The organism is Micromonospora sp. NPDC051925 (genome assembly GCF_044548625.1).
GTDB lineage: Bacteria > Actinomycetota > Actinomycetes > Mycobacteriales > Micromonosporaceae > Micromonospora.
This window is the reverse complement of record NZ_JBIUCH010000014.1, coordinates 205,335-228,331: the sequence shown is the minus strand read 5'-3', so window position 1 is coordinate 228,331 and position 22,997 is coordinate 205,335. Positions and strand designations below refer to the sequence as shown.

The window sequence follows — 22,997 nt, the reverse complement described above, 5'->3', positions numbered from 1 at the left end:
TCGGTTGTCCTCACAAACCATCGATGATCAACGCGGTGGCCGTCTTCACGCCCACGCCACGCCCAACGCCGAAGCCAAGTGACGTTGGAGTACTAGCCCATCTGCGCAACGGCGACACCTACATCCGACTCGCGGCCGGCTTCGAGATCGGCTTCGCCACCGCCTGGCGCTACGTCCAGGAAGCGATAACCCTGCTCGCGACGGCCGCCGATGACCTGGCCACCGCCACGGAACGGATCCGCCGACTGGCGTACGCGATTCTGGACGGCACGTTGATTCCGATCGACCGGGTCGCCGTTCAGCAGACGTACTACTCCGGGAAACACAAGCGCCACGGCGTGAACGTGCAGGTCATCGCCGATGCCGCTGGCCGGCTCGTCTGGGCTTCAGTGGCGCTGCCCGGTTCGGCCCATGACCTGAGCGCGGGCCGAACCCACGGCATCATAGAGGCGCTGACCAGCGCGGATGTGATGACCTTCGCCGATAAGGGCTACCAAGGAGCCCGCGGCAGCGTGCGCACACCGTTCAAGCGACGCCGCTTCCGGCCGAAGCTGTCACGCCGACAGAAGGCCGTGAACCGCGCCCACGCGAAGATCCGCGCCCGCGGCGAACGCGCGATCGCCACTCTCAAGACCTGGAAGATCCTGGTCAAGCTGCGCTGCTGCCCACAGCGAGCGACCCCGATCGTGCAGGCCATCCTCGCTCTGCACCACGTCGAAGCCAACCGCTACGCACGATGAAAAATGCTCAATGTGTCATCGATAGCGTTGCCAGATCGCCGAGCGATCGCCAGCTAGATAGGTGCGCAGTCGATGTCCCAACGTGTGCGCTACCTCGGGCCTACCTGGGAGCTTGTCCAGCACGCTCGTCACAAGTTGCAGCTCGCGTACCTCCCGAAGGAGCGGCCAGGAGGACGAGTTTGCGAGGTCGAACCCATAGGCTGCCGCGAACTGCTTGTACGGCTCAATGGACTCGCCAAAACGAACAAAACTGTGAACCAGTGGTACTAAATCCCACTCCCGGGGGCCGACTGCGAGGGAATCGAAGTCACAAAGCCGGCCAGCCAGCAGATTTCCCACATGGGCATCGCCGTGTATGACACCTACAGGCAGCTGCCACCTAGCTGCCGCAACCTGCCCCTCCAAGTCGTCACACCGGCTCAGGAGAAGCGCCACGAGGCTATCGAGAGACGTCCCCACTTCACGGGACACCCACTGCTCAGTGAACAGCAGATCGTCGGCTGGAAGAGTGCTGAGACCACCCAGTCTGCGACGGGCCGTCGTGATTGTTGCCCACTGCGGCAGGTAGGGCGGGCTGTCGGCGATGGCGTGCAGACGTGCCAGCGGTGCGGCCAGTTCAACCGCCTTCGGACGGCCTTCTGCATGGGGAAGGTAGTGCCAGATCGTGGCCACCCACTGGTCGACGACCACCGGCTGGACGAAGGCATCGTCCAGGTCGACCGCTGGCACCTCATGCTGCCTGAGCAACGCCATACCACGAACGACCTTCTCGGCCCGCTCCCGGGCAGCATTCCCCTGGGAGAGGCGTACCACCCTGTTGCCGAGCTTGTAGACCGCGTTGATCGTGTATCGCATGAGCTGGGCCTCGCCCGAGTCCAGCCCAGTTCGTCGGCGAATCGCACCGAGCCCTCGCCGGATCTCCTCTGCGGCCTCAGCGGTCAGGTCGGTCGACATACCTGCCAGGTTAGGTCAAGCTGCTGCATGCTCCCGAATGGCTGCCGCTACTGCCGCCAACTCCTTGTTCCGTGGTGGCTCGATGATGTCTGCGACGTCGCGCAGTCGGTCTAGTAGGCGGCGGGACCGAACGTGTCGGGCTGCGCTCAGGACCGCTTCGGTATGCTGTGCCACCTTGGCCCCCTCGCCGAGAAGCGCGTACCCCAGCGCCATCGTGACGTGATCGAACGCCTCACTGCGCGAAGGCTCGGTTCGCCGCTCCAAGGCGCGACCGGCGTGACTCACGGCGAGGGTGGCATGTTCCTTCCGATACTTGGAGTAGCGAGCCAACGCGGAGTGAACGACTCCCGACATGCCATCCAGATCAGCTGGCTGGAAGAAGAACCTCGCCCACTGAGGGACCTGCATGTCGTCCGACCTGTCAATTTCGTCTCGGGCTCGCGCAAGCGAGTCGCGCATCGCTGCCACATTCCCCATCAACGCATGAGCCCACGCGATATTTGCGTGCAGAATAGCGACCGAAGCCAGTGAATTCGAGTTCACCGCCACAATCTGCCCCAATTGAAAGAGGTGTAAAGCTTCAGCAGGATTTCCTTGATGGATGCTAACGCGACCAAGCCGGTAGTAGGAATCCGCCATCAGGGTCAAACTGTCGGCTTTCTGCGAATAGACAAGGCCCTGAGCGAGGTGACGGCGTGCCTCCATATGTTCGCCTAAATCGTGGGACATCCACCCGACCAGGTTATGCAGACTCGCCAACTCCGCATGAATGGCAGATGAAAGTTCCTCCGGGCAGCACCCATCACGGATCAGACAGCGCGCCCAAACGAGGTAGCCCAAGGCAGAGTCGCGGCATGAACCGCCGCCATACGTGGCATCCAGCTGCCGATGGCGCTGGGTTATCTCACGAACGGTGGCTATGGTCTCCGGGTTCACCGTGGCAGGTACAGCACCCAGCCACTCCCCGGGCTGCGGCAGCCATCCCTGGACATCGGGCGTGCCGCCAACTGCGAAGCCAGCCAAGGCGGCGATGAACTGCTGGCGCTGGACGGGCTCCCGGAGCGAATCCGGCTCAGGAGGATGATCCCGACGCCCGACTGACTCGTACCCGAGGCCCATCAACCCGCGAGGAACACCGAGCCCTTCTGCGATACGCGCAAGGACGTCATAGGCCATGACTTGACGGCCGTGCGTGATCTCGTAGACCTCCGATGCAGCGAATCCCGTCAGCTCCGCAATACGTCGCTGCGTCATGCCGTGGCGCCGGTTCAAGAGCATGAAGATCTGTCCAACATCTCGACGGGCAAGCGCATCACGCATCGCCGGCTCGTTCCACCACGTTGGATCGGGCCGCACCGTCCGCGAAAGGCGATCTACGTTCACACCAGCTCCATCAGCGCCTAGGCAGTGCAATCACCATAACTGAAGTCCAGCGACTCTGGGTGGGCCGATAGGCAAGCTGACTAGTCGCGCTAGTCCTCCTGGCTACCCAAGCTATCCGTGCCGATCTGACTCGCCACACGGGTTCCTGCCACCGGCTCGGTTTGCGATCGTCGAGGTGATTCCAAGCTCGATCGCACTGATCTGTCTTTGGCTGGCCATCGCAGCCGGGGAAGAGCGCACGCATCGCGTACGCGGTGGCTTCCCTCGTACTGACCCGGCCTTGCGTTCGTCGGTCAGCTGGGGCTTGGGCCGGCATTGCCAAGCCCGAACAGTTGAACCGAACTCCAATACGTGTAGGGGTCTGCTGTGCCTGTTGCTCGAAGGCTCACATTTCTGCTGGCACTTCCGCTGACCGCGACCGTGCTGTTCGCGGCGTGGGGAGTGGTGTCGACTGGTCAGCAGGCCCGTGGTGCTGACCGGCTACAGGCACTGGTGGCGGTGTCGGCGATGTCGGGTGAGGTGGTTGACGAGCTGAGCCGGGAGCGCCTGGTCGCGGCGCGGTTCCTCGCGGGTGCGTCGGGCAGCACCGACCCGCTGTTGGCGCAGGTCGCTCGTACGGATCGGGTGGTCGCCGACTACCGGCAGCGGCGTGGCCGGTTCAGTGCCGGTGATGTCGAGGCCGGGCGGTTGTTCGCGGCCTTCGATGGGCAGCTCGGGCAGTTGTCGGCGTTGCGGGATCAGGTGCGGGGTCGGTCGGTGTCGTTGTCGACGGTGTTGGTGCGGTATCGGGTGGCGGTCTCGCAGGGGTTGGCGGTGCGGGAGGCCGTGGGACAGGTCGGTGGCGCGGACGCGCAGATCGCCGAGCAGCTTCGGGTGGCGGCAGCGTTGTCGCGGGCGTCGGAGTACGCGGGTGTCCAGCAGACCACGGTCCTGGCCGGCGATGGCGTGGTGGTGACCCAGGCGGCGCAGCGGGAGCTTGCCGCCGCCCGTGCCGGTTACGAGGAAGCGTTGCTGACGGTGGCGGACCGGTCGTCGGGGCGGTGGCGGTCGTGGCTGGACCAGGCGTTGACCGGGCCGAGTGTGCTCGCCGCCCAGCGATTCGACGACGAGGTTTCCCGGGCACGGGTGGGGTCACGGTTGCGGGTCGACACCACCGCCTGGGTGCGGGCCACGGGGGAACGGCGGGACCGGCTGCATGGTGTGCAGACCCGGGTGGACGCCGACATCGCCGCCGAGGTGGCCCGGCGGCGGGCCGCGCAGTGGGCGACGACAGCCGTGTTGACCGGGGCGGCGCTCGCGGGTAGCTACCATTCTCCGTGAGTCAGCAACCAGTAGTGGTAGCAGGACTCGCGACATGGAAGGGCTGTCGGCAAAGTGAAGGAAAACGACGTAGTTGATCTATAACGCCGCAGGTCAAGAAGCCTGCTCCCCGCGCATGCGGGGGTGATCCCACCGGCTGGCGGCCCTCCTACATGCCCCGACCCTGCTCCCCGCGCATGCGGGGGTGATCCCGTCAAGGGCCGCGTCTGCCTCGGCATGACGAACTGCTCCCCGCGCATGCGGGGGTGATCCCAAGGTCGAGCTACAGACCGAGGTCGAGGAGAACTGCTCCCCGCGCATGCGGGGGTGATCCCGAGACACGAGGACAGACGTTGAAAGAGCGTATCTGCTCCCCGCGCATGCGGGGGTGATCCCTGCTATCTGGGCCGCCTGGAGTTCAGCACGGCCTGCTCCCCGCGCATGCGGGGGTGATCCGATGAACAAGCTGGTCGAGCAGTACATGCAGCACTGCTCCCCGCGCATGCGGGGGTGATCCCGCACCGTCGAGCTGTGCCTCAACGGCCAGCTCCTGCTCCCCGCGCATGCGGGGGTGATCCCTGGCGCGACGGGGTGTTCGTCGCCCGGCCGGACTGCTCCCCGCGCATGCGGGGGTGATCCCCGGGTGGTGACCTCCGCCGGCCCGCCGACACCCTGCTCCCCGCGCATGCGGGGGTGATCCGCGGGCCCGGCTGCGGAAGTTGGGCGAACGGATCTGCTCCCCGCGCATGCGGGGGTGATCCGGGGCAGCGTCGGCCGGGGGGACTCCTGTACCCCTGCTCCCCGCGCATGCGGGGGTGATCCCAGGCAGGGCGTGGCTGGTCGGACTCTGAGCTACTGCTCCCCGCGCATGCGGGGGTGATCCCCGCTGTACGAGCGCGTCGTGGACGACGTCACGCTGCTCCCCGCGCATGTGGGGGTGATCCCGAGGGCGTCATGGGCCCGCCGGCCCTCGCCTTGCTCCCCGCGCATGCCGGGGGGGGGTGATCCCACCTCGGACAGCAGCGCCGACCGCAGGTGGTCCTGCTCCCCGCCCTCCGCCAGAATCACCGGATATGTCGGCAGGTGCTGACAACGGTTCCGACAAAGTTCTGACAAGGTAACCAACCATTGAGCCGCACCAAGCTGGACAATGACACGACGGTGTTGGGCGATCGTCAGTCGCACGTCGAGGACGTCGCTCGGAGTGAGGCTGGTCGTAGGCGGCAAGTACCGTCTCTGCACGCATCGCCGCTTGCAAGAAGATCGGGGGCCAACAGCGATGGTTGTCAGCGATGAGATCAGGGCCGCTCAACGCGTACTCGGTCATCGACTCGCTCAGATGCGTAAGGCCGCCGGTCACACTCAGCATGACTTTGCCCGGCTCGTGCGGTACGGGCGCAGCTCCGTGGCCAACACTGAGACCGGCCACCAACGCCCCGACCGAACGTTCTGGACGCGCTGCGACGAAGTCCTGCAAACCGGGGGCGTGCTCGCCACGGAGTACGACAAAATCACTGCACTGATTCGTCAGCATCACCGCTCATCAGCTATCCAAGGGATGCGTACAACGTCGCTACCGAGGCCTGACGTGGACGCCGGAGCTAGCTCCAACGTCGTAGCTGCTGGCGCTGCCCTATGGGAGGGGGAGGACAGCATAGAGGCCCGCCGGTTGTCGTTGAGGTCTTCCATCGACGATGTCCGCTTGGCGTACCTGGAGGAAGAAGTCCGTCACGCGATCGCCGACAACGAGCGACTCACCCCTGTGGTCCTCCTGGCGCGGATCAAGCCGCTACGCGTCTATGTGGATCAGCTCATGGCAGGAAGTCAGCATCCACCCCAACGTGCACGGCTCTACACCGCTGCCGCTTACCTTTCCGGTCTACTCGGTGCCCTCACCCTGGATCTCGGCGCGTTCAAGGTCGCGCAGGCATACGCGGCTGAGGCATTTGACCTTGCCGATGCCGCGCAGCAATCCGACGTTCAAGCATGGGCACGGGCGACCCAGAGCCTGATCGCCTACTACATCGGTGATTACCACGACGCGCTGGCCTACGCCCAGGACGGCCTACGCCGCTCTGGCACCAGCCCACATCGCATCCGCCTCACGATCAACGGTCAAGCCCGCGCCCTCGCCCGACTCGGTGATCAACGCGGCGTCGACCAGGCTGTCGATCACGCATTCACGATGCTGTCTGACTACCCAAGCGGCCCACCGGTCAGCGAGAGCCTTACTCTCGGCCCGTACTGCCATGCCAGGACGGCGGCCAACGCAGCAACCGCCTACCTGGCCCTTGGTCGTACCGCAGGCGTCACCAACCACCTCACGACCGCCATCACCGCATTCGACGCCGCTGGGCTGGCCGGACCACAGGCACTCAGCCGCCTCGACCTGGCCACTGCACACCTACAGCATCCGAATCTCGACCCTGACCATGCAGCCGGCCTAGCGGTGGAAGCGCTGACCCTCACGGCGGAGCAGCGTTTCGAATCGGTACACCAACGCGCCAGGCAGTTCCTCACTGCTTCCCGGGAGTACACCCACCGCCCGCAGTTGCGACACGTTGCGGAGCTACTCGCCGACCGCACGCAGATAGGTGCTGCAACGCCGTCCGACTTACCATCGCTGCCATGAGCAGTCAGGAACTCGCCAGCTTGGACCAACGCTGGACGGCCTACCTGGATCTACCCAGGCTCACCAACCACTGGTACTGGCGCCCTGGATGGCGAGCCGACCGCCAGTTCTACACGTGGCACCTGACGTTCGAACACCAACCCGAACTCCACCATCTCGTCACCGACCTTCAGCAGCATCTGGTCTTACCCGGACTGGACCTGGTCCCGCTCAACGGCTTACACCTGACCATGCAGGGCATCGGCTTCACCGATGAAGTCACCGACGTCGATGTTCGTGCGATCGTCCACGAAGCGCGACGACGCTGCTCCATCCTGCCGCCACTGGAGCTGACGTTGGGCCCCGTCGACCCGGACGCCGAAGGAGTCGGTCTACTCGTTCGGCCGTGGCACCGCGTGGAGCATCTCCGTACCGCCCTCCGCACCGCCATAGGCACGGTCTGGCCTGCTGTTCCCGAATCCGCAGACGGTTTCCGGCCGCACGTCACCATCGCCTACAGCGGCTCACCCTCACCAACCGAACCGATCCGTTCTAAACTGGCCAAGCTCCGCGACCGATCTCCGGCCAGGGTGACGCTCAACGAGATGTCGCTGATCGCCCTACGCCGCGACAACCACACCTACCGATGGACGACGGTCGCCACTGCACCACTCAGCGGCATCTAATCCACCAGCAGTAGGCTGCTTCCAGCGAGGGCTCTCAGTCCAATGAAAGAGAGTCCCCATCCCGCAGCCCGGGGCAAGGGATGAGTGGCGGGTAAGCGCCGAGCGCGAACCCCGCTTGCGCTCGCCTTTCGTCCTCGGATAACCATCGCCACTCAGCAACGCCGCGAAGGTGGACGACGGAGCTGCGGGGCGACGAAGCTCGCCTGTGCGCCGCCGCGCAAGTGCCGCCGCCCACCATCGACCTCCCTCGGCGTCTCCAAGCTGCACCCTTCCGCGCGGACGGATCAGCCCGTCGGTCAGATGCGAGACCTATTCGCCGATCGGGGCTAATTCTCGCGAGAGCCTCCTCGAACCCAGGCGTCGTACCTGCCGATTGCCCTGGATGCCGGAAGCAGTGACATTCACCTTCGATAGCCTGCCGACACAGGCGACAATCTCCCGCGCACCCACTTCCGAAGCTTGCCGAATCAAGGGTGGGCAAGATTGTCGTCCAATTGTCAGACCTGCGCAAGGGTACTTACCGACACCGACAGCAATCGCCTTTAGTCGTCCCATCTCCGCAGATGATGAAGCCGCAGCACGACAGTGATGTGGTGCGAAGAAGTCTCGCGGAGGATGACTGCGCCAATCGCTGAATCACCGGAGGAGACTGTCGTGCCTGTTGCTCAGAGCCTTGCCCACCTGCTGCTGATCCCGCTGTTGGCAACGGTGGCCTTCGCCGAGCTATCGCGGTGACCCACGGGATCGCCAGATCGCGGAATGGTTGGTGGTCGATCCGGCAGGTGGTCTCGACGGCATTGCCGATCAGTCGCCACCTCCGATCGGGTGATGAACATTTGCCGGCAGCGCCACGACGAATCGATGTCTCGGATTCCGTTTCCCCGCAAGCCGACCGAACCGTTTAACGGCTCTTCTCTGCGGGCTACCCGACCCACAAAGGACGCTGCTACCGGCTCAGAGAGCGGCGATCGAACTCGTATCGCCCCCCAACTGATTAGCCAATTTGCATTTCCTCGGTAAGGCGCACGCCTGATCCCGCTGGAAACGTGGACGCGGCCAGGACGGCCGGAGAGGATTCGTTGTGCCTGTTGTCAGGCGGCTTGCGTTGTTGGTGGTGGTGCCGCTGGTGGCGACCGTGCTGTTTGCGGCGTGGGGGGTGGCGTCGACGGGTCAGCGGGCGCGTGCTGCTGATCGGCTTCAGGCGCTGGTGGCGGTATCGGCGGTGTCGGGTGAGGTGGTCGACGAGTTGAGCCGGGAGCGTCTGGTGGCGGCGCAGTTCCTCGCGGGTTCGTCCGCCAGCGTCGACCCGCTGTTGGCGCAGGTCAGTCGTACGGATCGGGTGGTCGCCGACTATCGGCAGCGGCGTGGCCGGTTCGGTGCCGGGGATGTCGAGGCGGGCCGGTTGTTCGCGGCCTTCGATGGGCAACTCGGGCAGTTGTCGGCGTTGCGGGATCAGGTGCGGGGCCGGTCGGTGTCGTTGACGACGGTGTTGGTGCGATACCGGGTGGCGGTCTCGCAGGGGTTGGCCGTACGGGAGGCCGTGGGACAGGTCGGTGGCGCGGACGCGCAGATCGCGGAGCAGTTGCGGGTGGCGGCAGCGTTGTCGCGGGCGTCGGAGTACGCGGGTGTCCAGCAGACCACGGTCCTCGCCGGTAGCCGTGTGGTGGTGACGCAGGCGGCGCAGCGGGAGCTTGCCGCCGCCCGTGCCGGTTACGAGGAAGCGTTGCTGACGGTGGCGGACGGCTCGCCGGTCGCCGGCATGGGGGTGACGAGCAGATCCATGGGCGGCCCCCATGGCAGCGTGGACGTGGCGACCTGCCGCCAACCTGTCCGTCGGTAGATCCGCCGCGCGTTCGAGGCGGGGTTGGCTGCGAGGGTCGCGTATCGCTCCGGCCGGTGGGACAGCAGGCGGCGCAACAGCTCAGCGCCGATCCCGACTCCTCTCCAATGTGGATGCACCATCCATTCCAACACCGCGAACTTGTCCACCTCGCGGATCTCCGACGGTGGCTCCTGATCACTACGCGACCACCAGGTGCCGGCCGACATGGTCCAGCCATAGGTTGCGCCGACCAACAGCCCCTCGTCCTCAGCAGCGATCATCCCGAAGCCGCGCCGGCCAGCCTCGCCAGGAAGACTCTCGCGGAACCCCGCCACCTGCTCCGGACCCTCCCGATAGGGCAGCTCGGCATACACGACGGCGTACAGGTCGACGAGAGCCGTGAAGAAGCGCTCGGCCGAGGAGCCAACAGCGGCGGTGTAGACAAGCATGACCGGATGTTACGGGTAAGGACCGATCACGACAGGCTGCGGGTATCTGCACAACCGCTCTCAAGTTTCTATCAACTACGAGCGCAATCGATCGACCAGATCACCATACGCTGATTGACTTTTCTCACCTTCAGGAACTGACAAGGCAACCTGTTTAGTAACGCTGCGGACCAGCTCATTGTGTTGGTCAACCGGAAGGCCATCCAATAGATCAGCCGCCAGCCTCAACCCTTCAGGTACATGCCCGTCACGAATCAATGCTGCCGCCCGATGTAACTGAACCTGTGTGCGAAGCCGCCTCTGCGAGAGGGGGTAAAGGTTGAGTGCTCGATCCTGGGCCTGGGCTGCCCTCCGGTACTTGCCCGCGTGGGTGTACACCCACGACTCGGTATGCCGCAGACGATGTTCGGGCCACCCCCACAAGCTCTCGACGTTGTTGGCTACCTCATCCGGTAGCTGCTCCGCCAGTCTCGCGAGTTGCTCTACTGTGCTGATCGCCTCCCCGTGTCGTCCAGTGAGCGAAAGAGCTTGTGCCCGCCCAGCCAGCAGCCCACATGTGGCGGCGGTTGCTTTTCCTTCCACCAGTGGAAGCACCTCGTCGGACAGCGTCACCACCTCATCAGCTGGGCGACCGTCGTAGCACCCATTAACTACGTCCCATGCTCTCACCAGCACCTTCGTATCCGAGTCGGCAGATTCGTCCGCAACACGGCGTGCGGTTTGCCACCAGCGACGGGCCGCCAACCCCTGCCCGGAGGACACTAGGCCGAGCGCAATCATGACTGACAGCCGTCCGGCGGCCTGTAGGAGAACCGGACGGCGGTCTCCACGATCGGCGGCAACTTGATGCTGCAAGACCATCATGTCCCGGCCCAACTGCGACATGATCTGGTCGTGTGATTGTTGGTAGTAGCAGCGCCCGTAGGCGGCAACGATGCTGTCCCACTCGTCGTGATCGACATCGACAGCGGCACCGAGCCCATGACGTATTGCTTCCAAGCCGACAAGGCCATCAGCGGTGGACGTGGCCGCCAAGGCACCCATAGCTTGGAGGACGGTTCGTCTACGCATGTCCCTATCTCCCACCTGTTCACGTAGGAAGGCTTCGGTTAGCGCTCCTCCAGAATGCAAGGCACGTTCACATGCTTCCGCCATCGTCCTGGTGGGACGCCGGCCTCCGCGTTCGACCTGAGAGATGTGGCTGTACTGAAAATTCACAAGGACAGCTAGGTCTCTCAGGGATAAGCCTGCTGACGTCCGATGCCGCCTGAGCGTCTGCCCGAAGGACTCCACTCTGCCTCCCGATGGTGTGTGCAGCCAGGTGTGCACACACTGCACGCCTGCCGATGATCCCTTTCGACCATCATGCTGGTTCGGTCAACACGACGTCAACGAGAGTTTCGGCGGGCTCCGCTGGAGTCGACGAGATACTCCATCTTGTAGTAACCAGCAAACATGGGATCGTTTCGAGGTTTCAAGATGCAGCGCACCTGTATATGCCGAGAGCACATCGAGATGTGCAACCAGGAATTACTTGGCCTGACGCTTTCCTGAATTGGACCCAGAGGCGGCTGGAATTTTCGACGGATCGCTTCCCATGACGATTGGAGAGGACTGCTGTGCCTGTTGTCAGGCGGCTTGCGTTGTTGGTGGTGGTGCCGCTGGTGGCGACCGTCCTGTTTGCGGCGTGGGGGGTGGGGTCGACTGGTCAGCGGGCGCGTGGTGCTGATCGGCTTCAGGCGCTGGTGGTGGTGTCGGCGGTGTCGGGTGAGGTGGTCGACGAGTTGAGCCGGGAGCGTCTGGTGGCGGCGCAGTTCCTCGCGGGCGCGTCCGCCAGCGTCGACCCGCTGTTGGCGCAGGTCAGTCGTACGGATCGGGTGGTCGCCGAGTACCGGCAGCGGCGTGGCCGGTTCAGTGCCGGTGATGTCGAGGCCGGGCGGTTGTTCGCGGCCTTCGATGGGCAGCTCGGGCAGTTGTCGGCGTTGCGGGATCAGGTGCGGGGTCGGTCGGTGTCGTTGTCGACGGTGTTGGTGCGGTATCGGGTGGCGGTCTCGCAGGGGTTGGCGGTGCGGGAGGCCGTGGGACAGGTCGGTGGCGCGGACGCGCAGATCGCGGAGCAGTTGCGGGTGGCGGCGGCGTTGTCGCGGGCGTCGGAGTACGCGGGTGTCCAGCAGACCACGGTCCTGGCCGGCGATGGCGTGGTGTTGACGCAGGCGGCGCAGCGGGAGCTTGCCGCCGCCCGTGCCGGTTACGAGGAAGCGTTGCTGACGGTGGCGAACGGCAGTAGCCACAGCGTCCGGTCTGCTCCCCGCGCATGCGGGGGTGATCCCGGCACCGCGCCGGGGTAGCGCTCGGGCTCCCAATGTTCCCCGCGCATTCGGTCCCGAAACTGGTGTAGACAAGTTTCGTCGGAGGCTACATACAGGCACCAAGCAGAATTAGTGGACGTCAAGAGCGGCCGGCGGAAGCTGAGCGCTTTATGTCCCTGGTGCCCACATCACTTCTCCCACTGGTGGTGGTTATTCCCGCATGGGTGCTTTGTAGTCGCGGCTGGCTGCTGTTGTGAACGCCGTTGCCCAGGGGAATGAGAGCCGCCGGTCGTTGCCACTGCCCGGCGGGTGTGGTTCCCAGCCTTCTTCGGGACCGAACAGGATGCGTACTCCTTCGTCGCGGAGGCTGGTCACGGCGTGACGGAAGGGGAGTCGTGTGGCGAGGGCGGTATTGACGAAAGGGACGATGACGGTGGGTACGTGTCGTCCGATGAGTTCGGCGATGGTGGTCATGGCGTAGTTGTCGGCCAGGCCGAGGGCGATCTTGTTGATCGAGTTGTAGGTCGCGGGCGCGATGACCAGTGCATCGGTAGTGGGTAGCGAGCGGCGAACGCCCGGGGATGCCCGGTAGTCGGATCGCACTGGAGTGCCAGTCAGCTTTTCGATGGCCGGTATGTCGATGAAGCTGGTCGCGTTGGGTGTGGCGGTGACCACTGTGGTCCAGGACTGCTGGTGTGCGGTGTTGATCAGGGTGGTGACGTCGGGGGCAGGGCCAGCGGCGCAGACGACGATCTGAAGGTGCCCTACGGTCATAGGGGGATTCCGGCGGTCTGGGTGAAATCGACGACGGCTGCGCGTACCGGGCCCGTGGTGAGGTGGGCGAGGTCGTTGGCGAGGCGGTGGACTGCTGGGCGGCAGCGGATCTCTTCGGGTGCCACCTCGTACGCGGTGCGTAGGGCGTTGAGGCCCTGTTCGTGGCGTCCCCACTGGGTGTAAGCGCGGGCCACGTCGATGTGCAGCGTGGCTTTGCGTTCGGCGAGGGTCACTCTGTCCGGGGGGACGGTACGGGCGATGGTGATGGCGGTGCCGGCGTCGCCGAGGGTGAGTGCGATGTTGACCCGATGCAGCAGGACGTTGGTGGCACCGAAGCCGGTCCACCGGTCGTTGCCGTCGTAGCCGAGTCGGGTGGCGGCGCGGGTCGCCTCGTCGAGCATGGCGTGTGCGGTGTCCCGGTCGTCGCGGCGGGCTGCGGCGACGGCCCCGCGCAGGACGAGTGCGCCGTACACGGCGACCGCGTCGGTCGACGCGAGGCGGGTGTCCCGGTCGAGTACGCCGGCGGCGTCTGCGGCGAGGGTCACCGCCTGCTCGTCGTGGTTGTTGCTCATCAGGGCGTGGGTCATGATCCGTGCGCTCGCGGCGACGGCCACCGAGTCCTGACTCGTCGCGGCGGCGCGGGTGCTCCGCTCGGCCGCGACCAGGGCCATCCCACGGTCGCCCAGCTTGAGCAGAACGCTGCCGACGACGTGGTACAGCTCGGCAGCCAGGACGTTGACCTGCGTCTGACGCTCGCGTTCCGCGCCGGCCCTGGCGGGTTCGAGGGCGGGTAGCAACGTGACGAGTTGGTCGAGGACACGTTCGTATCGGCAGGCCTGGTAGTCGCGTTTGACGGCGCCCACCTTGCGGGAGAGCTGCTGCACGGACAACACCGTCGCGGGCGGTTGCGGCCGGGGCGAGACGAGCGCGTCGAGTAGTGGTGCGACGCCGGGTGCACCGGCGGCGCTGACCGCAGCGCTGCGCAGGAAGTCTCGCCGTTGCACGTCACCATCCAAGGCCGAGCTGTGGTGGCTGTCCTCTCCAGTATCGGCATCCGGGCCGGTGTGCGGCCGCGTGGTGCTCGCGGCTGCACCGTTGGTGCCCATCGCCCGCAGGGCCGCGAAGCGTTCACGTATGTCGGGTGTGGTTCGTGTCAGCACGGTGTCCAGCGCGGCCTGCATATCGGCTCGGGGGATGACGTTGTCACCCTGGCTGCTCCACTTGGCCACCGTCCGGCGAGCCGCGCCCAGGTGCTCGGCGAAGGCGGTGACGCTCATCCGCGACGCCTGGCGCAAGGCGGTGGCGTCCCGGCCTGTCCAGGTCGTGATCGGAGCCATCGCATGTCCTCCCGATAGGGACCGTTCCCTGCCTGGTGATCGTAGCGGCACATGGGGTGACTGCCGGTGCACCGGCAGTGCACCGGCAGGACATTCCGTCCACGCGCCGCTCGCGCCAGTCTGGGTGTGCCGGTACACCGCCTTTCCAGGGTTCACCGGCAAGTCAGCGGCAATCCCACGGCAGGGAGCTTCGGATGGGTGTGTCGAGCGGTGACAGGCCGGAACGCGACCCGACGCAGCGGTATGACCGAGTACATCTCCCGCTATTAGCACGGGCTTGATCTCTAGGTGTTCGTTCGAGGAATAGCCGGCCCTACGGATGACTTTCGGAATTTGATGACTTTCGCTCTTTCTGGCTATGGGCGGGCGGATGAGCGTTTCTGATCGTTTATGGAGGAGTCGAGCGCGCAGTTCCTTTCGGAGCGAATCACGCCGGTGTTCTTCTCGACGGTCGCGGAGTGCCGGTAGGGGTGATCCTGCTGGTCGTCGGGCCGGGCTGTTGGTGCTGGGTCGGTGGTGCCGGCGGTTCGACTTGTACCCGTATCACCGCAAGGTGATTGCGGCGGCCTCGGTCGAGACGGCGCGACGGTTCGCGGGGAATCCTGGGGCCGGTGTTAGTTCGCCTCAACGTGTCCCTGATTCGACTGAAGACGGAATCGCTTCCCATGACGATTGGAGAGGACTGCTGTGCCTGTTGTCAGGCGGCTTGCGTTGTTGGTGGTGGTGCCGCTGGTGGCGACCGTGCTGTTTGCGGCGTGGGGGGTGGCGTCGACGGGTCAGCGGGCGCGTGCTGCTGATCGGCTTCAGGCGCTGGTGGCGGTATCGGCGGTGTCGGGTGAGGTGGTCGACGAGCTGAGCCGGGAGCGCCTGGTCGCGGCGCAGTTCCTCGCGGGTTCGTCCGCCAGCGTCGACCCGCTGTTGGCGCAGGTCAGTCGTACGGATCGGGTGGTCGCCGACTATCGGCAGCGGCGTGGCCGGTTCGGTGCCGGGGATGTCGAGGCGGGCCGGTTGTTCGCGGCCTTCGATGGGCAACTCGGGCAGTTGTCGGCGTTGCGGGATCAGGTGCGGGGCCGGTCGGTGTCGTTGTCGACGGTGTTGGTGCGGTATCGGGTGGCGGTCTCGCAGGGGTTGGCGGTGCGGGAGGCCGTGGGACAGGTCGGTGGCGCGGACGCGCAGATCGCCGAGCAGCTTCGGGTGGCGGCAGCGTTGTCGCGGGCGTCGGAGTACGCGGGTGTCCAGCAGACCACGGTCCTGGCCGGCGATGGCGTGGTGGTGACCCAGGCGGCGCAGCGGGAGCTTGCCGCCGCCCGTGCCGGTTACGAGGAAGCGTTGCTGACGGTTGCCGACGGGGCGTCGGGTCGGTGGCGGTCGTGGTTGGACCAGGCGTTGACCGGGCCGGGCGTGCTCGCCGCCCAGCGATTCGACGACGAGGTTTCCCGGGCACGGGTGGGGTCACGGTTGCGGGTCGACGCCGCCGACTGGGTACGGGCCACCGTGCAGCGGCGGGACCGGCTGCACGGTGTGCAGACCCGGGTCGACGCCGACATCGCCGCCGAGGTGGCCCGGCGGCGGGCCGCGCAGTGGACGACGACAGCCGTGTTGACCGGGGCGGCGCTCACGTTGGTGACCGTGGCGAGTGTGTTGACGGTGTGGCAGGGGCGGGCGTTGGCGCGGCGGTTGCGGCGGGTCCGTGACGCGGTGACCCGGGTGGCGTCGCGGGATCTGCCCGACCTGGTGCGGCGGGTCTCCGCCGCTGATCCGGGTGACCGGTCGGCGATGCCGGCGGCTCCGCCCGTGCTCGCCCCGTCCGGCCGTGGCCGGGACGAGATCGATGAGGTCACCGCCGCGTTCGACGCGCTCGCCCTGACCGTGTACGAGACGGCCGCCGACCTGGCTCGGCAGCGGTTGGTGGCGGCGGGTGCGGTGGAGGCGGTGGGGCGGCGGTGTCAGGGGATGGCGCACCTGCTGATGCGGGAGTTGGACCGGGCGGAACGCGACGAGGCCGACGAGAGGACGTTGGCGACGTTGTTCGCGGTGGACAACCTGGCCGCGCAGTTGCTGCACGCGACGCAGAGTCTGTTGGTGTTGTCGGGTCGTGCCCTCGGTTCGGTGCATGCGGAGCCGGTGGCGTTGGTGACGGTGGCGCAGGCGGCGTTGAGCCGGATTCGGGAGTACCGGCGGGTGGTGGTGGGGTCGGTCGACGGGCGGGTGTCGGTGCCACCGGCGTTGATCGACGACCTGGTGCATCTGCTGGCGTCGCTGCTGGACAACGCCACCCGTTACAGCCCCGGTGAGACGGTCATCAGTGGGCATCTGCTCGGTGACCGGGTGGTCGTGCAGGTCATCGACACCGGTGCGGGCATCGCCCCCGATCTGATGGCCCGGTTGAACGCGGAGCTGGCCGCGCCGGCTCCGATGATCGCCGTGGAGCACATTCGCCGGCAGGGTGTGGCGACGGTGGCGATGCTGGCCGCCGTACACGGGCTGCGGGTGCGGCTGGTGGCAGGCCAACCGCAGGGGACGGTCGCGGTGGTGGAGATCCCCACCAGCGCGGTCCTGATCGCCGCACCACCGCCGCCGGTGGTGCCGGCGTTGCCGGCCCGCCGCCCGCACGACCATGGCGTGGACGCTCCGACGCAGGCGCTGCCGCTGATCCCGGCCCCCCGCCCGCCGCTGGATCGGCAGTCGACCCCGGTCTACGAGGAGACGACCCGGCAGTCGCCCGTGTCGCCGTGGTTCGTCGAGGGTGCCACCGTGCATCTCCCTCCCGCCGGGCCGGCCCCCTGCGGCGGTGCCGCGACGACCGTGAACGGGCTGCCGAAGCGGCAGCCGATGCGTACCCCCTTCGCCCCGCCGCCGGTGTCCGTCGGGCCGCCGGGACGCCGCCCGGACGGGTTGGCGGGCACCGCGCGGGCGTACCAGCGGGGCCTGGGCCACCGATTTCCCCAGCCGAAGGAAGGCCAGTGATGAGTGATCTGAGTTATCTGCTGTCGAACAACCTGACCCGGGTGCCGGGGGTCAGTCAGGCGGTGGCGGTGTCCGTCGACGGGTTGTTGTTGGCCCGCACCGAGGGTCTCAACCGGGCTGCCGCCGAGCGGCTCGCGGCGGTGGCCGCCGGGTTGCGCAGTCTGCTCAACGGGGCGGCCCGGGACTTCGGCGCGGGTGGGGTGCAGGGCACCATCGTCGATCTGGCCGATGGTTACCTGCTGTTGACCGCGCTCAGCGGTGGGGCGTCGTTGCTGACCCTGGTCATCCGGGAGGCGGACCTGGCGTTCGTGACCGAGGAGTTGCACCGGTTCGCCGACCAGGTTGGTGACCAGCTCACCCCCGGGTTCGGCACGGCCCTGGTCGGGGCGGGACGCCGATGACACTCGCACCCATCCTCACCCGGCCTGCCCCTGCGGTGGCGGGGCCGCAGGGGGTGAAGATCGTGTTGACTGGTCCGTTCGGGGTGGGCAAGACGACGCTGGTCGGTGCGGTGTCGGACATCGCGCCGGTGACCACTGAGGTTCGCATGTCGGACGCCGCTGCCGAGGACGTCTCGCATGCGCCAGCGAAGACCACGACGACGGTGGCGATGGACTTCGGTCGCCTGGACGTCAACGGGGTGACCGTCTATGTCTATGGCACGCCGGGTCAGGAGCGGTTCTGGTTCATGTGGGATGCCATCGTCCGGGGCGCGGCCGGGTCGGTGGTGCTGGTCGACACTCGCCGGCTGGCCGACTCGTTCCGGCACGTCGACTACGTCGAACACGCCCGGCTGCCGTTCGTGGTGGCCGTCAACGACTTCACCGACGCCCATACCTACCCGCTCTCGGCCATCCGGGATGCCCTGACCCTCGGGCCGGACGTGCCGATCGTCGACATCGACGCCCGGGACCGTGACAGCGTCCGCCGGCTGCTCATCACCCTCGTCGAGCACGTCCTCGCCCGCGCCCGGCCGCCCGCGCCGGTCTTCCCGTCCTGACCTGCCGCCCATCCTGCGAAGGAGCACCACGATGACCCGTTTCCGTACCCGGCTGCGACGCGGACTCGCCTCGGTGACCGCCACCGCCGCCCTGCTGGCCGCCGCCGCGTGCACCAGCACCACCGACGACCCGGACGCTGTCCGCATCGGCTTGTTGGTGTCGCTGTCGGGCACCTACGCCACCGTTGGGCAGGACATGCAGGCCGGCTTCCGCCTCTACCTCGACTCCCACGGTGGCCGACTCGGCGGCCGGAAGGTCGACTTGGTGGTAGGAGACGAGGGCGACGGCCCGGCCACCGCCGTTCCGGCCGCGCAGAAGCTCCTCGAACGCGACCGGGTGGTCGCCCTGACCGGCCTCGTCGGCGGGGCGACCGTCGACAAGGTGCAGGGTCTCACCACCGAGCGGAAGGTTCCTCTGTTGGGGGCGAACGCCCGGCCGGCGTTTACCTCGGAGGGCGGCAAGCCCCGGGATCTGACCTTCACGTGGCACACCTCCTACAACTCCGACGAGCCGGGCATCGCGATCGCCGAGCACGTCAAGTCCCAGGTCGGGGACGGTGCGGTGTATGCGATCGGCCCGGATTACCAGGGTGGTTGGGACGAGTTGCGCGGGTTTACCGAGACGTTCACCCGCCTCGGTGGGAAGTTGGCCAACCCCGATGGGAAGGCGCTGTTCACGCCGTTCCCGGCGACGGAGAACTTCCTGCCCTATCTGAACAAGGCCGCCTCGACGAAACCGAAGGCTGTGTACACGTTCTACGCGGGGGCGGCGGCGGTCGGGTTCGTCAAGCAGTACGCCCAGTCCGACCTGAAGGACGTGCCGCTCTACGCGGCGGGGTTCCTGACCGAGGGGTCGGTGCTCGCCGCGCAGGGGTCGGCGGCCACCGGCATCCGTAACGTCCTGAACTACAGCCCGACCCTGTCGAATGCCGCCAACCAGGCGTTCATCGCCGCCTGGTCCGCCGCCGGCAATTCCAGCCCACCGACCACCTTCGCGATGGCCTCCTACGACGCCGCCGCCGTCCTCGACCGCGCCCTCGCCGGGGTGGCCGGGGAGGTGACCGGCCCGAAGCTCAACGAGGCGATCGGGAAGGTCGGGCGGGTCACCAGCCCGCGCGGGGACTGGCAGTTCGAGCCGGGGGAGCACCGGCCGGTGCAGCGCTGGTATCTGCGGGAGGTCAGGGCCGACGGGCCGGTGCTGTCCAACGTGCTGGTGCAGGACCTCACCACCCTGCCCGCCACCTGAGCCCATCGACTCCTGGAAGGGGGTGCGGTCCGTATGGACACCTACCTGATCCCCGGCCTCGACGGCGTCGCCTACGGGCTGATGCTGGCGATCGCCGCCGCCGGACTGACCCTGGCTTTCGGCGCGGGCGGGGTGCTCAACCTCGCCCACGGCACCCTCCTGGCCGCTGGCGGGTACGTCGCCGCCACCACCAGCACCGGCAGTTGGGCCAGCCTCGCCGCCGCAGTCACCCTCGCCACGGCAGTCGGGGCGGTCGGCGGTGGTGTGCTCGCCGCCGCGACCGCTGGACTGCGGGGCCGAGGCCACCTCGACCAGGCACTACTCACCTTCGGTGTCGCGCTCATCGGGGCGGACCTGCTCACCACCGTCTTCGGCGCGGACATCCGGCGTCCCCGGGTGCCCGCCGTCCTGGAGACCACGTTGACGGTCGCCGGGCACCGGTATCCGGCCGACCGGGTGGCGGCCCTCGCCGCCGCCGTGCTCATCGCCACCATCGGGTACGGGGTGCTGCACCGCACCCGTGCCGGGCGGCTCGTCCGGGCCACCGTCGACGACCGGCACATGGTCGCCGGCATCGGCGTGGACCCCCGGGTGGTCGACGCCGTGGTCCTGGTCGCGTCCGGTGCGCTCGCCGGTCTGGCGGGGGCGCTGTGCACGCCGATCCTGGGTGTCGGGCCCGGGACCGCACAGACGACGCTGCTGCTGTCGTTGGTCATCGTGGTTTGCGGTGGGCTCGGCTCGGTGCCCGGCGCGGTGATCGCCGCGATCGGCGTCGGCGTGGTCCAGACCGTCGGCGTGGTCACCATGCCCGCCCTGGCCCCGTACCTGCTGCTCGGCGCGATGGTCCTGGTGCTGCTCACCCGCCGTACGCCCTTGCCGGAGGTGCGCGGATGAACGCCCGCCCGACCCACCTCCCGCTGCCCCGTGCGTGGGGCGGCCTGCGGCAGGTGGCACCCTGGCTGGTCCCGCTGGGTGTGGCGATCGTCGCGGTGGCACCGCAGGGCTACGGGTACGCGACCGTCGCCCGGATGCTGCCCCTGGCGCTGCTGGCGGTCAGCGTCGCCATGGTCACCGGGTGGGCCGGGTTGCCGACCCTCGGGCAGGTCGCCCCCTACGCCGCCGGCGCCTACACCACCGCCCGTCTCGCCCTGGCCGGCCACACCCTCGCCCCCGTGCAGCTGGTCGTCGCTGCGGTGGTCGGGGCGGTCACCGCGGGGCTGCTCGGTGTGGTCCTGGTGCGCTGTCGGGGCACGGTGGTGTTGATGCTCAGCCTCGCGGTGGCGGAACTGACCACTGTCACCGCCGCCCGGTGGCGGACGGTCAGTGGCGGCACCGACGGCCTCGCCGGCATCCCCGCCCCACAGTTGCTGCCCGGCACACCAGCGTTGACCGCCGACCGGCCGGTGCTGCTCTACGCCACCGCCGTCACTGTCGCCGCGACGGTCGGCGCGGTGATGGTGCTGCGCCGACACCGCCTGCTCCTGACCGCCATACAAGGCAACGAGGTCCGGGCCGCCGCGAGCGGTCACCCGGTCGCCGTCTGGCTGTGGATGGTGCACACCGGTGCGGGGGCGCTCGCCGGGACCGCCGGGGCGCTGCTCATCCACACCCACCGGTGGATCACCCCCGCCGACGTCGGCTTCGGCACCGCCGCCCTGGCCCTACTCGCCGTCGTCATCGGCGGCACCCGGTCCCTGCCCGGGGCCGCCGCCGCGACGCTGATCCTCCTGGTCGTGCGGGACGTGGTCGCCGCCGACTGGCCCGGCCACGCCCCGCTGCTCCTCGGCACCCTGTTCGTCGCCACGGTCTACCTGCTGCCCGGCGGCCTGACCGCCGTCCCCGCCCGCCTCCGCAACGGGGTACGGCGGGTCCGGGCGGTCGCCCCGCCCGACCTGCTGCCATCTGCTCCCCGGAGGTCCGCGTGAAAGCCACCCACGTCGATGCCGTCGACTACATCTGCTCCCAGCGGGATCCCGCCGACATCGACCGCGCCCACGGCACCGGTCTGGTCGCCACCGGCCTGCGCCACGACTACCAACGGCTGACCGTCCTGGATCTGGACTCCTTCGTCGTGGCACCGGGCGACCGGCACGCGGTGATCGGCCCGAACGGGGCCGGCAAGTCCACCCTGCTCCACCTCCTCGCCGGAACCACCCGCACCCAGACCGGCACCATCACCTACCACGGACACACCATCACCCGCCGGGGCTCCGCGTGGCGGGCACTGGCCGGTATCGGCCGCACCTTCCAACACCCCACCGTCTACCCCGACCTGACCGTCCTGGACTGCGTACGCATGGGCGGCTGGCACCACCGCCACAGCCCCGAACACACCCCCCTGGAACTCCTCGAACTGATCGGCCTCACCAACCAGGCCGACGATCCGGCGACCACCCTGCCGCACGGGCACCGCCGGATGCTCGACCTCGCGGTCACCCTGGCCGGACAACCCCGGGTGCTGCTCCTCGACGAACCCGCCGCCGGTCTCACCGACACCGACCTCGCCCGGCTTCTCGACGTCCTCGGCAACCTGCCCGGATGGATGGCGGTCGTGCTCGTCGAGCACCACATGGACGTCGTCGCCGCCCTCGCCGACTGGATCACCGTGCTCCACCACGGCCGCCGCCACGCCGACGGCCCCGCCGACCACGTCCGCGCCGACCCCACCGTGCGCGCCCTCTACCTCGGCACCACGGAGGCTGGCCATGCTGCACGCCCGTGACCTGACCGCCGGCCACCACCCCGACACCCCGGTCCTGCGGTCGGTGTCGTTCGACCTGCCCACCCCCGGCGTCTACGCGATCGTCGGACCCAACGGCGCAGGGAAGACCACCCTGCTGCACACCCTCGCCGGACACCTCCACCCCACCCACGGCACCGTGCTGCTCGACGGACGCGACATCACCGGCATCCGCCCCCACCGGGCCGCCCGTGCCGGCATCGCGCTCGCCCCACAGGGCCGACGACTGTGGCCGTCGCTGACCGTCGCCGAACACCTCACCGTCACCCGCCCGGTCAGAGGTGCCGGCTTCAGCGTCGAGGAGCTGCTCGATCTGTTCCCGCCACTGGCAACCCGACTGCGGCACCACGGCCACCAGCTCTCCGGCGGTGAGCAGCAGATGCTCACGATCGCCCGCGCCCTACGCACCCACCCCCAACTCCTCCTGGCCGACGAACCCACCGAAGGACTCGCCCCCCACCTCACCGGCCACGTCACCACCGCGCTACGGGACCTTCCCACCCGCGGCGTCACCGTGCTCGTCGCCCTCCCGCACGCCCACGCCGCCACCGCGCTCGCCGACCGCGTCCACGTTCTGACCGCCGGCCGGCTCAGCGACCCACTCGACCCCCACGACGGGCAGGCCGACGTGCTGCTCCGCGACCACCTCACCCTCACCCCCGCACACCCGAAGTAGGCCC

Annotated in this window: 18 protein-coding genes, 3 pseudogenes and 1 CRISPR repeat array; of the genes and pseudogenes, 15 read left to right on the top strand and 6 right to left on the bottom strand. The window is 67.8% G+C overall.

What is annotated here, in order from left to right; all coding sequences use genetic code 11:
* Positions 1 to 89: 89 nt before the first annotated feature.
* A pseudogene (locus tag ACIG87_RS20715) lies at positions 90 to 740 on the top strand (transposase family protein); the annotation flags it as partial.
* A 15-nt stretch (positions 741 to 755) separates the two neighbouring features.
* Here ACIG87_RS20715 and ACIG87_RS20710 read toward each other — a convergent pair.
* Together ACIG87_RS20710 and ACIG87_RS20705 are read right to left on the bottom strand one after the other, a co-directional pair.
* Positions 756 to 1,694 (bottom strand): phosphotransferase, encoded by a 939-nt coding sequence (locus ACIG87_RS20710; protein ID WP_396852388.1) that lies wholly within the window; start codon positions 1,692 to 1,694, stop codon positions 756 to 758.
* A gap of 15 nt (positions 1,695 to 1,709) precedes the next feature.
* The gene (locus ACIG87_RS20705) at positions 1,710 to 3,077 is read right to left on the bottom strand and encodes a helix-turn-helix domain-containing protein (RefSeq protein ID WP_396852387.1); all 1,368 of its coding nucleotides are present in this window, start codon (positions 3,075 to 3,077) and stop codon (positions 1,710 to 1,712) included.
* Positions 3,078 to 3,521: 444 nt separating this feature from the next.
* On the opposite strand from ACIG87_RS20705, the gene ACIG87_RS20700 reads away from it, so the two are divergent.
* The 5 genes and pseudogenes from ACIG87_RS20700 to ACIG87_RS20680 all read left to right on the top strand — a co-directional run.
* A complete protein-coding gene (locus ACIG87_RS20700; RefSeq protein WP_396852386.1) occupies positions 3,522 to 4,397 on the top strand; it encodes a nitrate- and nitrite sensing domain-containing protein in 876 nt (291 codons plus the stop codon).
* Positions 4,398 to 4,499: 102 nt separating this feature from the next.
* Positions 4,500 to 5,445: direct repeats of the CRISPR family, unit length 28 nt; unit sequence CTGCTCCCCGCGCATGCGGGGGTGATCC.
* An 81-nt stretch (positions 5,446 to 5,526) separates the two neighbouring features.
* Positions 5,527 to 5,811, top strand: a pseudogene (locus ACIG87_RS20695) (helix-turn-helix domain-containing protein); the annotation flags it as partial.
* A gap of 267 nt (positions 5,812 to 6,078) precedes the next feature.
* Positions 6,079 to 7,008, top strand: coding sequence for a hypothetical protein (locus tag ACIG87_RS20690; RefSeq protein WP_396852408.1), 930 nt, complete (start codon positions 6,079 to 6,081; stop codon positions 7,006 to 7,008).
* The gene (locus ACIG87_RS20685) at positions 7,005 to 7,673 is read left to right on the top strand and encodes a 2'-5' RNA ligase family protein (RefSeq protein WP_396852384.1); all 669 of its coding nucleotides are present in this window, start codon (positions 7,005 to 7,007) and stop codon (positions 7,671 to 7,673) included. The genes ACIG87_RS20690 and ACIG87_RS20685 overlap by 4 nt, the downstream gene beginning before the upstream one ends.
* A 1,081-nt stretch (positions 7,674 to 8,754) precedes the next feature.
* Positions 8,755 to 9,351: pseudogene (locus ACIG87_RS20680) on the top strand (nitrate- and nitrite sensing domain-containing protein); the annotation flags it as partial.
* Between the two features lie 32 nt (positions 9,352 to 9,383).
* Here ACIG87_RS20680 and ACIG87_RS20675 read toward each other — a convergent pair.
* Together ACIG87_RS20675 and ACIG87_RS20670 are read right to left on the bottom strand one after the other, a co-directional pair.
* Positions 9,384 to 9,944, bottom strand: coding sequence for a GNAT family N-acetyltransferase (locus ACIG87_RS20675; RefSeq protein ID WP_396852383.1), 561 nt, complete (start codon positions 9,942 to 9,944; stop codon positions 9,384 to 9,386).
* A gap of 75 nt (positions 9,945 to 10,019) precedes the next feature.
* On the bottom strand, positions 10,020 to 11,237 hold the full coding sequence (locus ACIG87_RS20670; protein WP_396852382.1) for a multiprotein-bridging factor 1 family protein: 1,218 nt from the start codon (positions 11,235 to 11,237) through the stop codon (positions 10,020 to 10,022).
* Positions 11,238 to 11,563: 326 nt separating this feature from the next.
* Here ACIG87_RS20670 and ACIG87_RS20665 point away from each other — a divergent pair, with 326 nt between their 5' ends.
* Positions 11,564 to 12,292 (top strand): nitrate- and nitrite sensing domain-containing protein, encoded by a 729-nt coding sequence (locus tag ACIG87_RS20665; RefSeq protein ID WP_396852381.1) that lies wholly within the window; start codon positions 11,564 to 11,566, stop codon positions 12,290 to 12,292.
* Positions 12,293 to 12,463: 171 nt separating this feature from the next.
* On the opposite strand, the gene ACIG87_RS20660 is transcribed toward ACIG87_RS20665, so the two are convergent.
* Positions 12,464 to 13,027, bottom strand: a complete 564-nt coding sequence (locus ACIG87_RS20660; RefSeq protein WP_396852379.1) for a flavoprotein — start codon at positions 13,025 to 13,027, stop codon at positions 12,464 to 12,466.
* Positions 13,024 to 14,364, bottom strand: a complete 1,341-nt coding sequence (locus ACIG87_RS20655; protein ID WP_396852378.1) for a hypothetical protein — start codon at positions 14,362 to 14,364, stop codon at positions 13,024 to 13,026. The genes ACIG87_RS20660 and ACIG87_RS20655 overlap by 4 nt, the downstream gene beginning before the upstream one ends.
* Before the next feature lie 687 nt (positions 14,365 to 15,051).
* On the opposite strand from ACIG87_RS20655, the gene ACIG87_RS20650 reads away from it, so the two are divergent.
* The 8 genes from ACIG87_RS20650 to ACIG87_RS20615 all read left to right on the top strand — a co-directional run bounded on the left by ACIG87_RS20650 (position 15,052) and on the right by ACIG87_RS20615 (position 22,993).
* A complete protein-coding gene (locus ACIG87_RS20650) occupies positions 15,052 to 17,331 on the top strand; it encodes a nitrate- and nitrite sensing domain-containing protein (protein ID WP_396852376.1) in 2,280 nt (759 codons plus the stop codon).
* Positions 17,331 to 17,732 (top strand): roadblock/LC7 domain-containing protein, encoded by a 402-nt coding sequence (locus ACIG87_RS20645; RefSeq protein WP_396852375.1) that lies wholly within the window; start codon positions 17,331 to 17,333, stop codon positions 17,730 to 17,732. Before ACIG87_RS20650 ends, ACIG87_RS20645 begins: the two co-directional genes overlap by 1 nt.
* Positions 17,733 to 17,794: 62 nt before the next feature.
* On the top strand, positions 17,795 to 18,331 hold the full coding sequence (locus tag ACIG87_RS20640) for a GTP-binding protein (protein ID WP_396852406.1): 537 nt from the start codon (positions 17,795 to 17,797) through the stop codon (positions 18,329 to 18,331).
* A 31-nt stretch (positions 18,332 to 18,362) separates the two neighbouring features.
* Entirely contained in the window at positions 18,363 to 19,577 is a 1,215-nt protein-coding gene (locus ACIG87_RS20635; RefSeq protein ID WP_396852373.1) for an ABC transporter substrate-binding protein, read from the top strand.
* Between the two features lie 33 nt (positions 19,578 to 19,610).
* Complete coding sequence (locus ACIG87_RS20630; RefSeq protein WP_396852372.1) at positions 19,611 to 20,471, top strand: branched-chain amino acid ABC transporter permease; 861 nt, start codon at positions 19,611 to 19,613, stop codon at positions 20,469 to 20,471.
* Complete coding sequence (locus ACIG87_RS20625; RefSeq protein ID WP_396852370.1) at positions 20,468 to 21,502, top strand: branched-chain amino acid ABC transporter permease; 1,035 nt, start codon at positions 20,468 to 20,470, stop codon at positions 21,500 to 21,502. The genes ACIG87_RS20630 and ACIG87_RS20625 overlap by 4 nt, the downstream gene beginning before the upstream one ends.
* Complete coding sequence (locus ACIG87_RS20620) at positions 21,499 to 22,299, top strand: ABC transporter ATP-binding protein (protein ID WP_396852368.1); 801 nt, start codon at positions 21,499 to 21,501, stop codon at positions 22,297 to 22,299. The genes ACIG87_RS20625 and ACIG87_RS20620 overlap by 4 nt, the downstream gene beginning before the upstream one ends.
* Positions 22,283 to 22,993, top strand: a complete 711-nt coding sequence (locus ACIG87_RS20615; RefSeq protein WP_396852366.1) for an ABC transporter ATP-binding protein — start codon at positions 22,283 to 22,285, stop codon at positions 22,991 to 22,993. Before ACIG87_RS20620 ends, ACIG87_RS20615 begins: the two co-directional genes overlap by 17 nt.
* Positions 22,994 to 22,997 lie beyond the last annotated feature (4 nt).

Excerpts from the sequence above, each read along its gene's own strand:
- ACIG87_RS20660 (WP_396852379.1), bottom strand. The coding sequence starts at position 13,027 with ATGACCGTAGGGCACCTTCAGATCGTCGTCTGCGCCGCTGGCCCTGCC.
- ACIG87_RS20625 (WP_396852370.1), top strand. The coding sequence starts at position 20,468 with ATGAACGCCCGCCCGACCCACCTCCCGCTGCCCCGTGCGTGGGGCGGC.
- ACIG87_RS20655 (WP_396852378.1), bottom strand. The coding sequence starts at position 14,364 with ATGGCTCCGATCACGACCTGGACAGGCCGGGACGCCACCGCCTTGCGC.
- ACIG87_RS20685 (WP_396852384.1), top strand. The coding sequence starts at position 7,005 with ATGAGCAGTCAGGAACTCGCCAGCTTGGACCAACGCTGGACGGCCTAC.
- ACIG87_RS20615 (WP_396852366.1), top strand. The coding sequence starts at position 22,283 with ATGCTGCACGCCCGTGACCTGACCGCCGGCCACCACCCCGACACCCCG.
- ACIG87_RS20710 (WP_396852388.1), bottom strand. The coding sequence starts at position 1,694 with ATGTCGACCGACCTGACCGCTGAGGCCGCAGAGGAGATCCGGCGAGGG.
- ACIG87_RS20645 (WP_396852375.1), top strand. The coding sequence starts at position 17,331 with ATGAGTGATCTGAGTTATCTGCTGTCGAACAACCTGACCCGGGTGCCG.
- ACIG87_RS20675 (WP_396852383.1), bottom strand. The coding sequence starts at position 9,944 with ATGCTTGTCTACACCGCCGCTGTTGGCTCCTCGGCCGAGCGCTTCTTC.
- ACIG87_RS20635 (WP_396852373.1), top strand. The coding sequence starts at position 18,363 with ATGACCCGTTTCCGTACCCGGCTGCGACGCGGACTCGCCTCGGTGACC.
- ACIG87_RS20630 (WP_396852372.1), top strand. The coding sequence starts at position 19,611 with ATGGACACCTACCTGATCCCCGGCCTCGACGGCGTCGCCTACGGGCTG.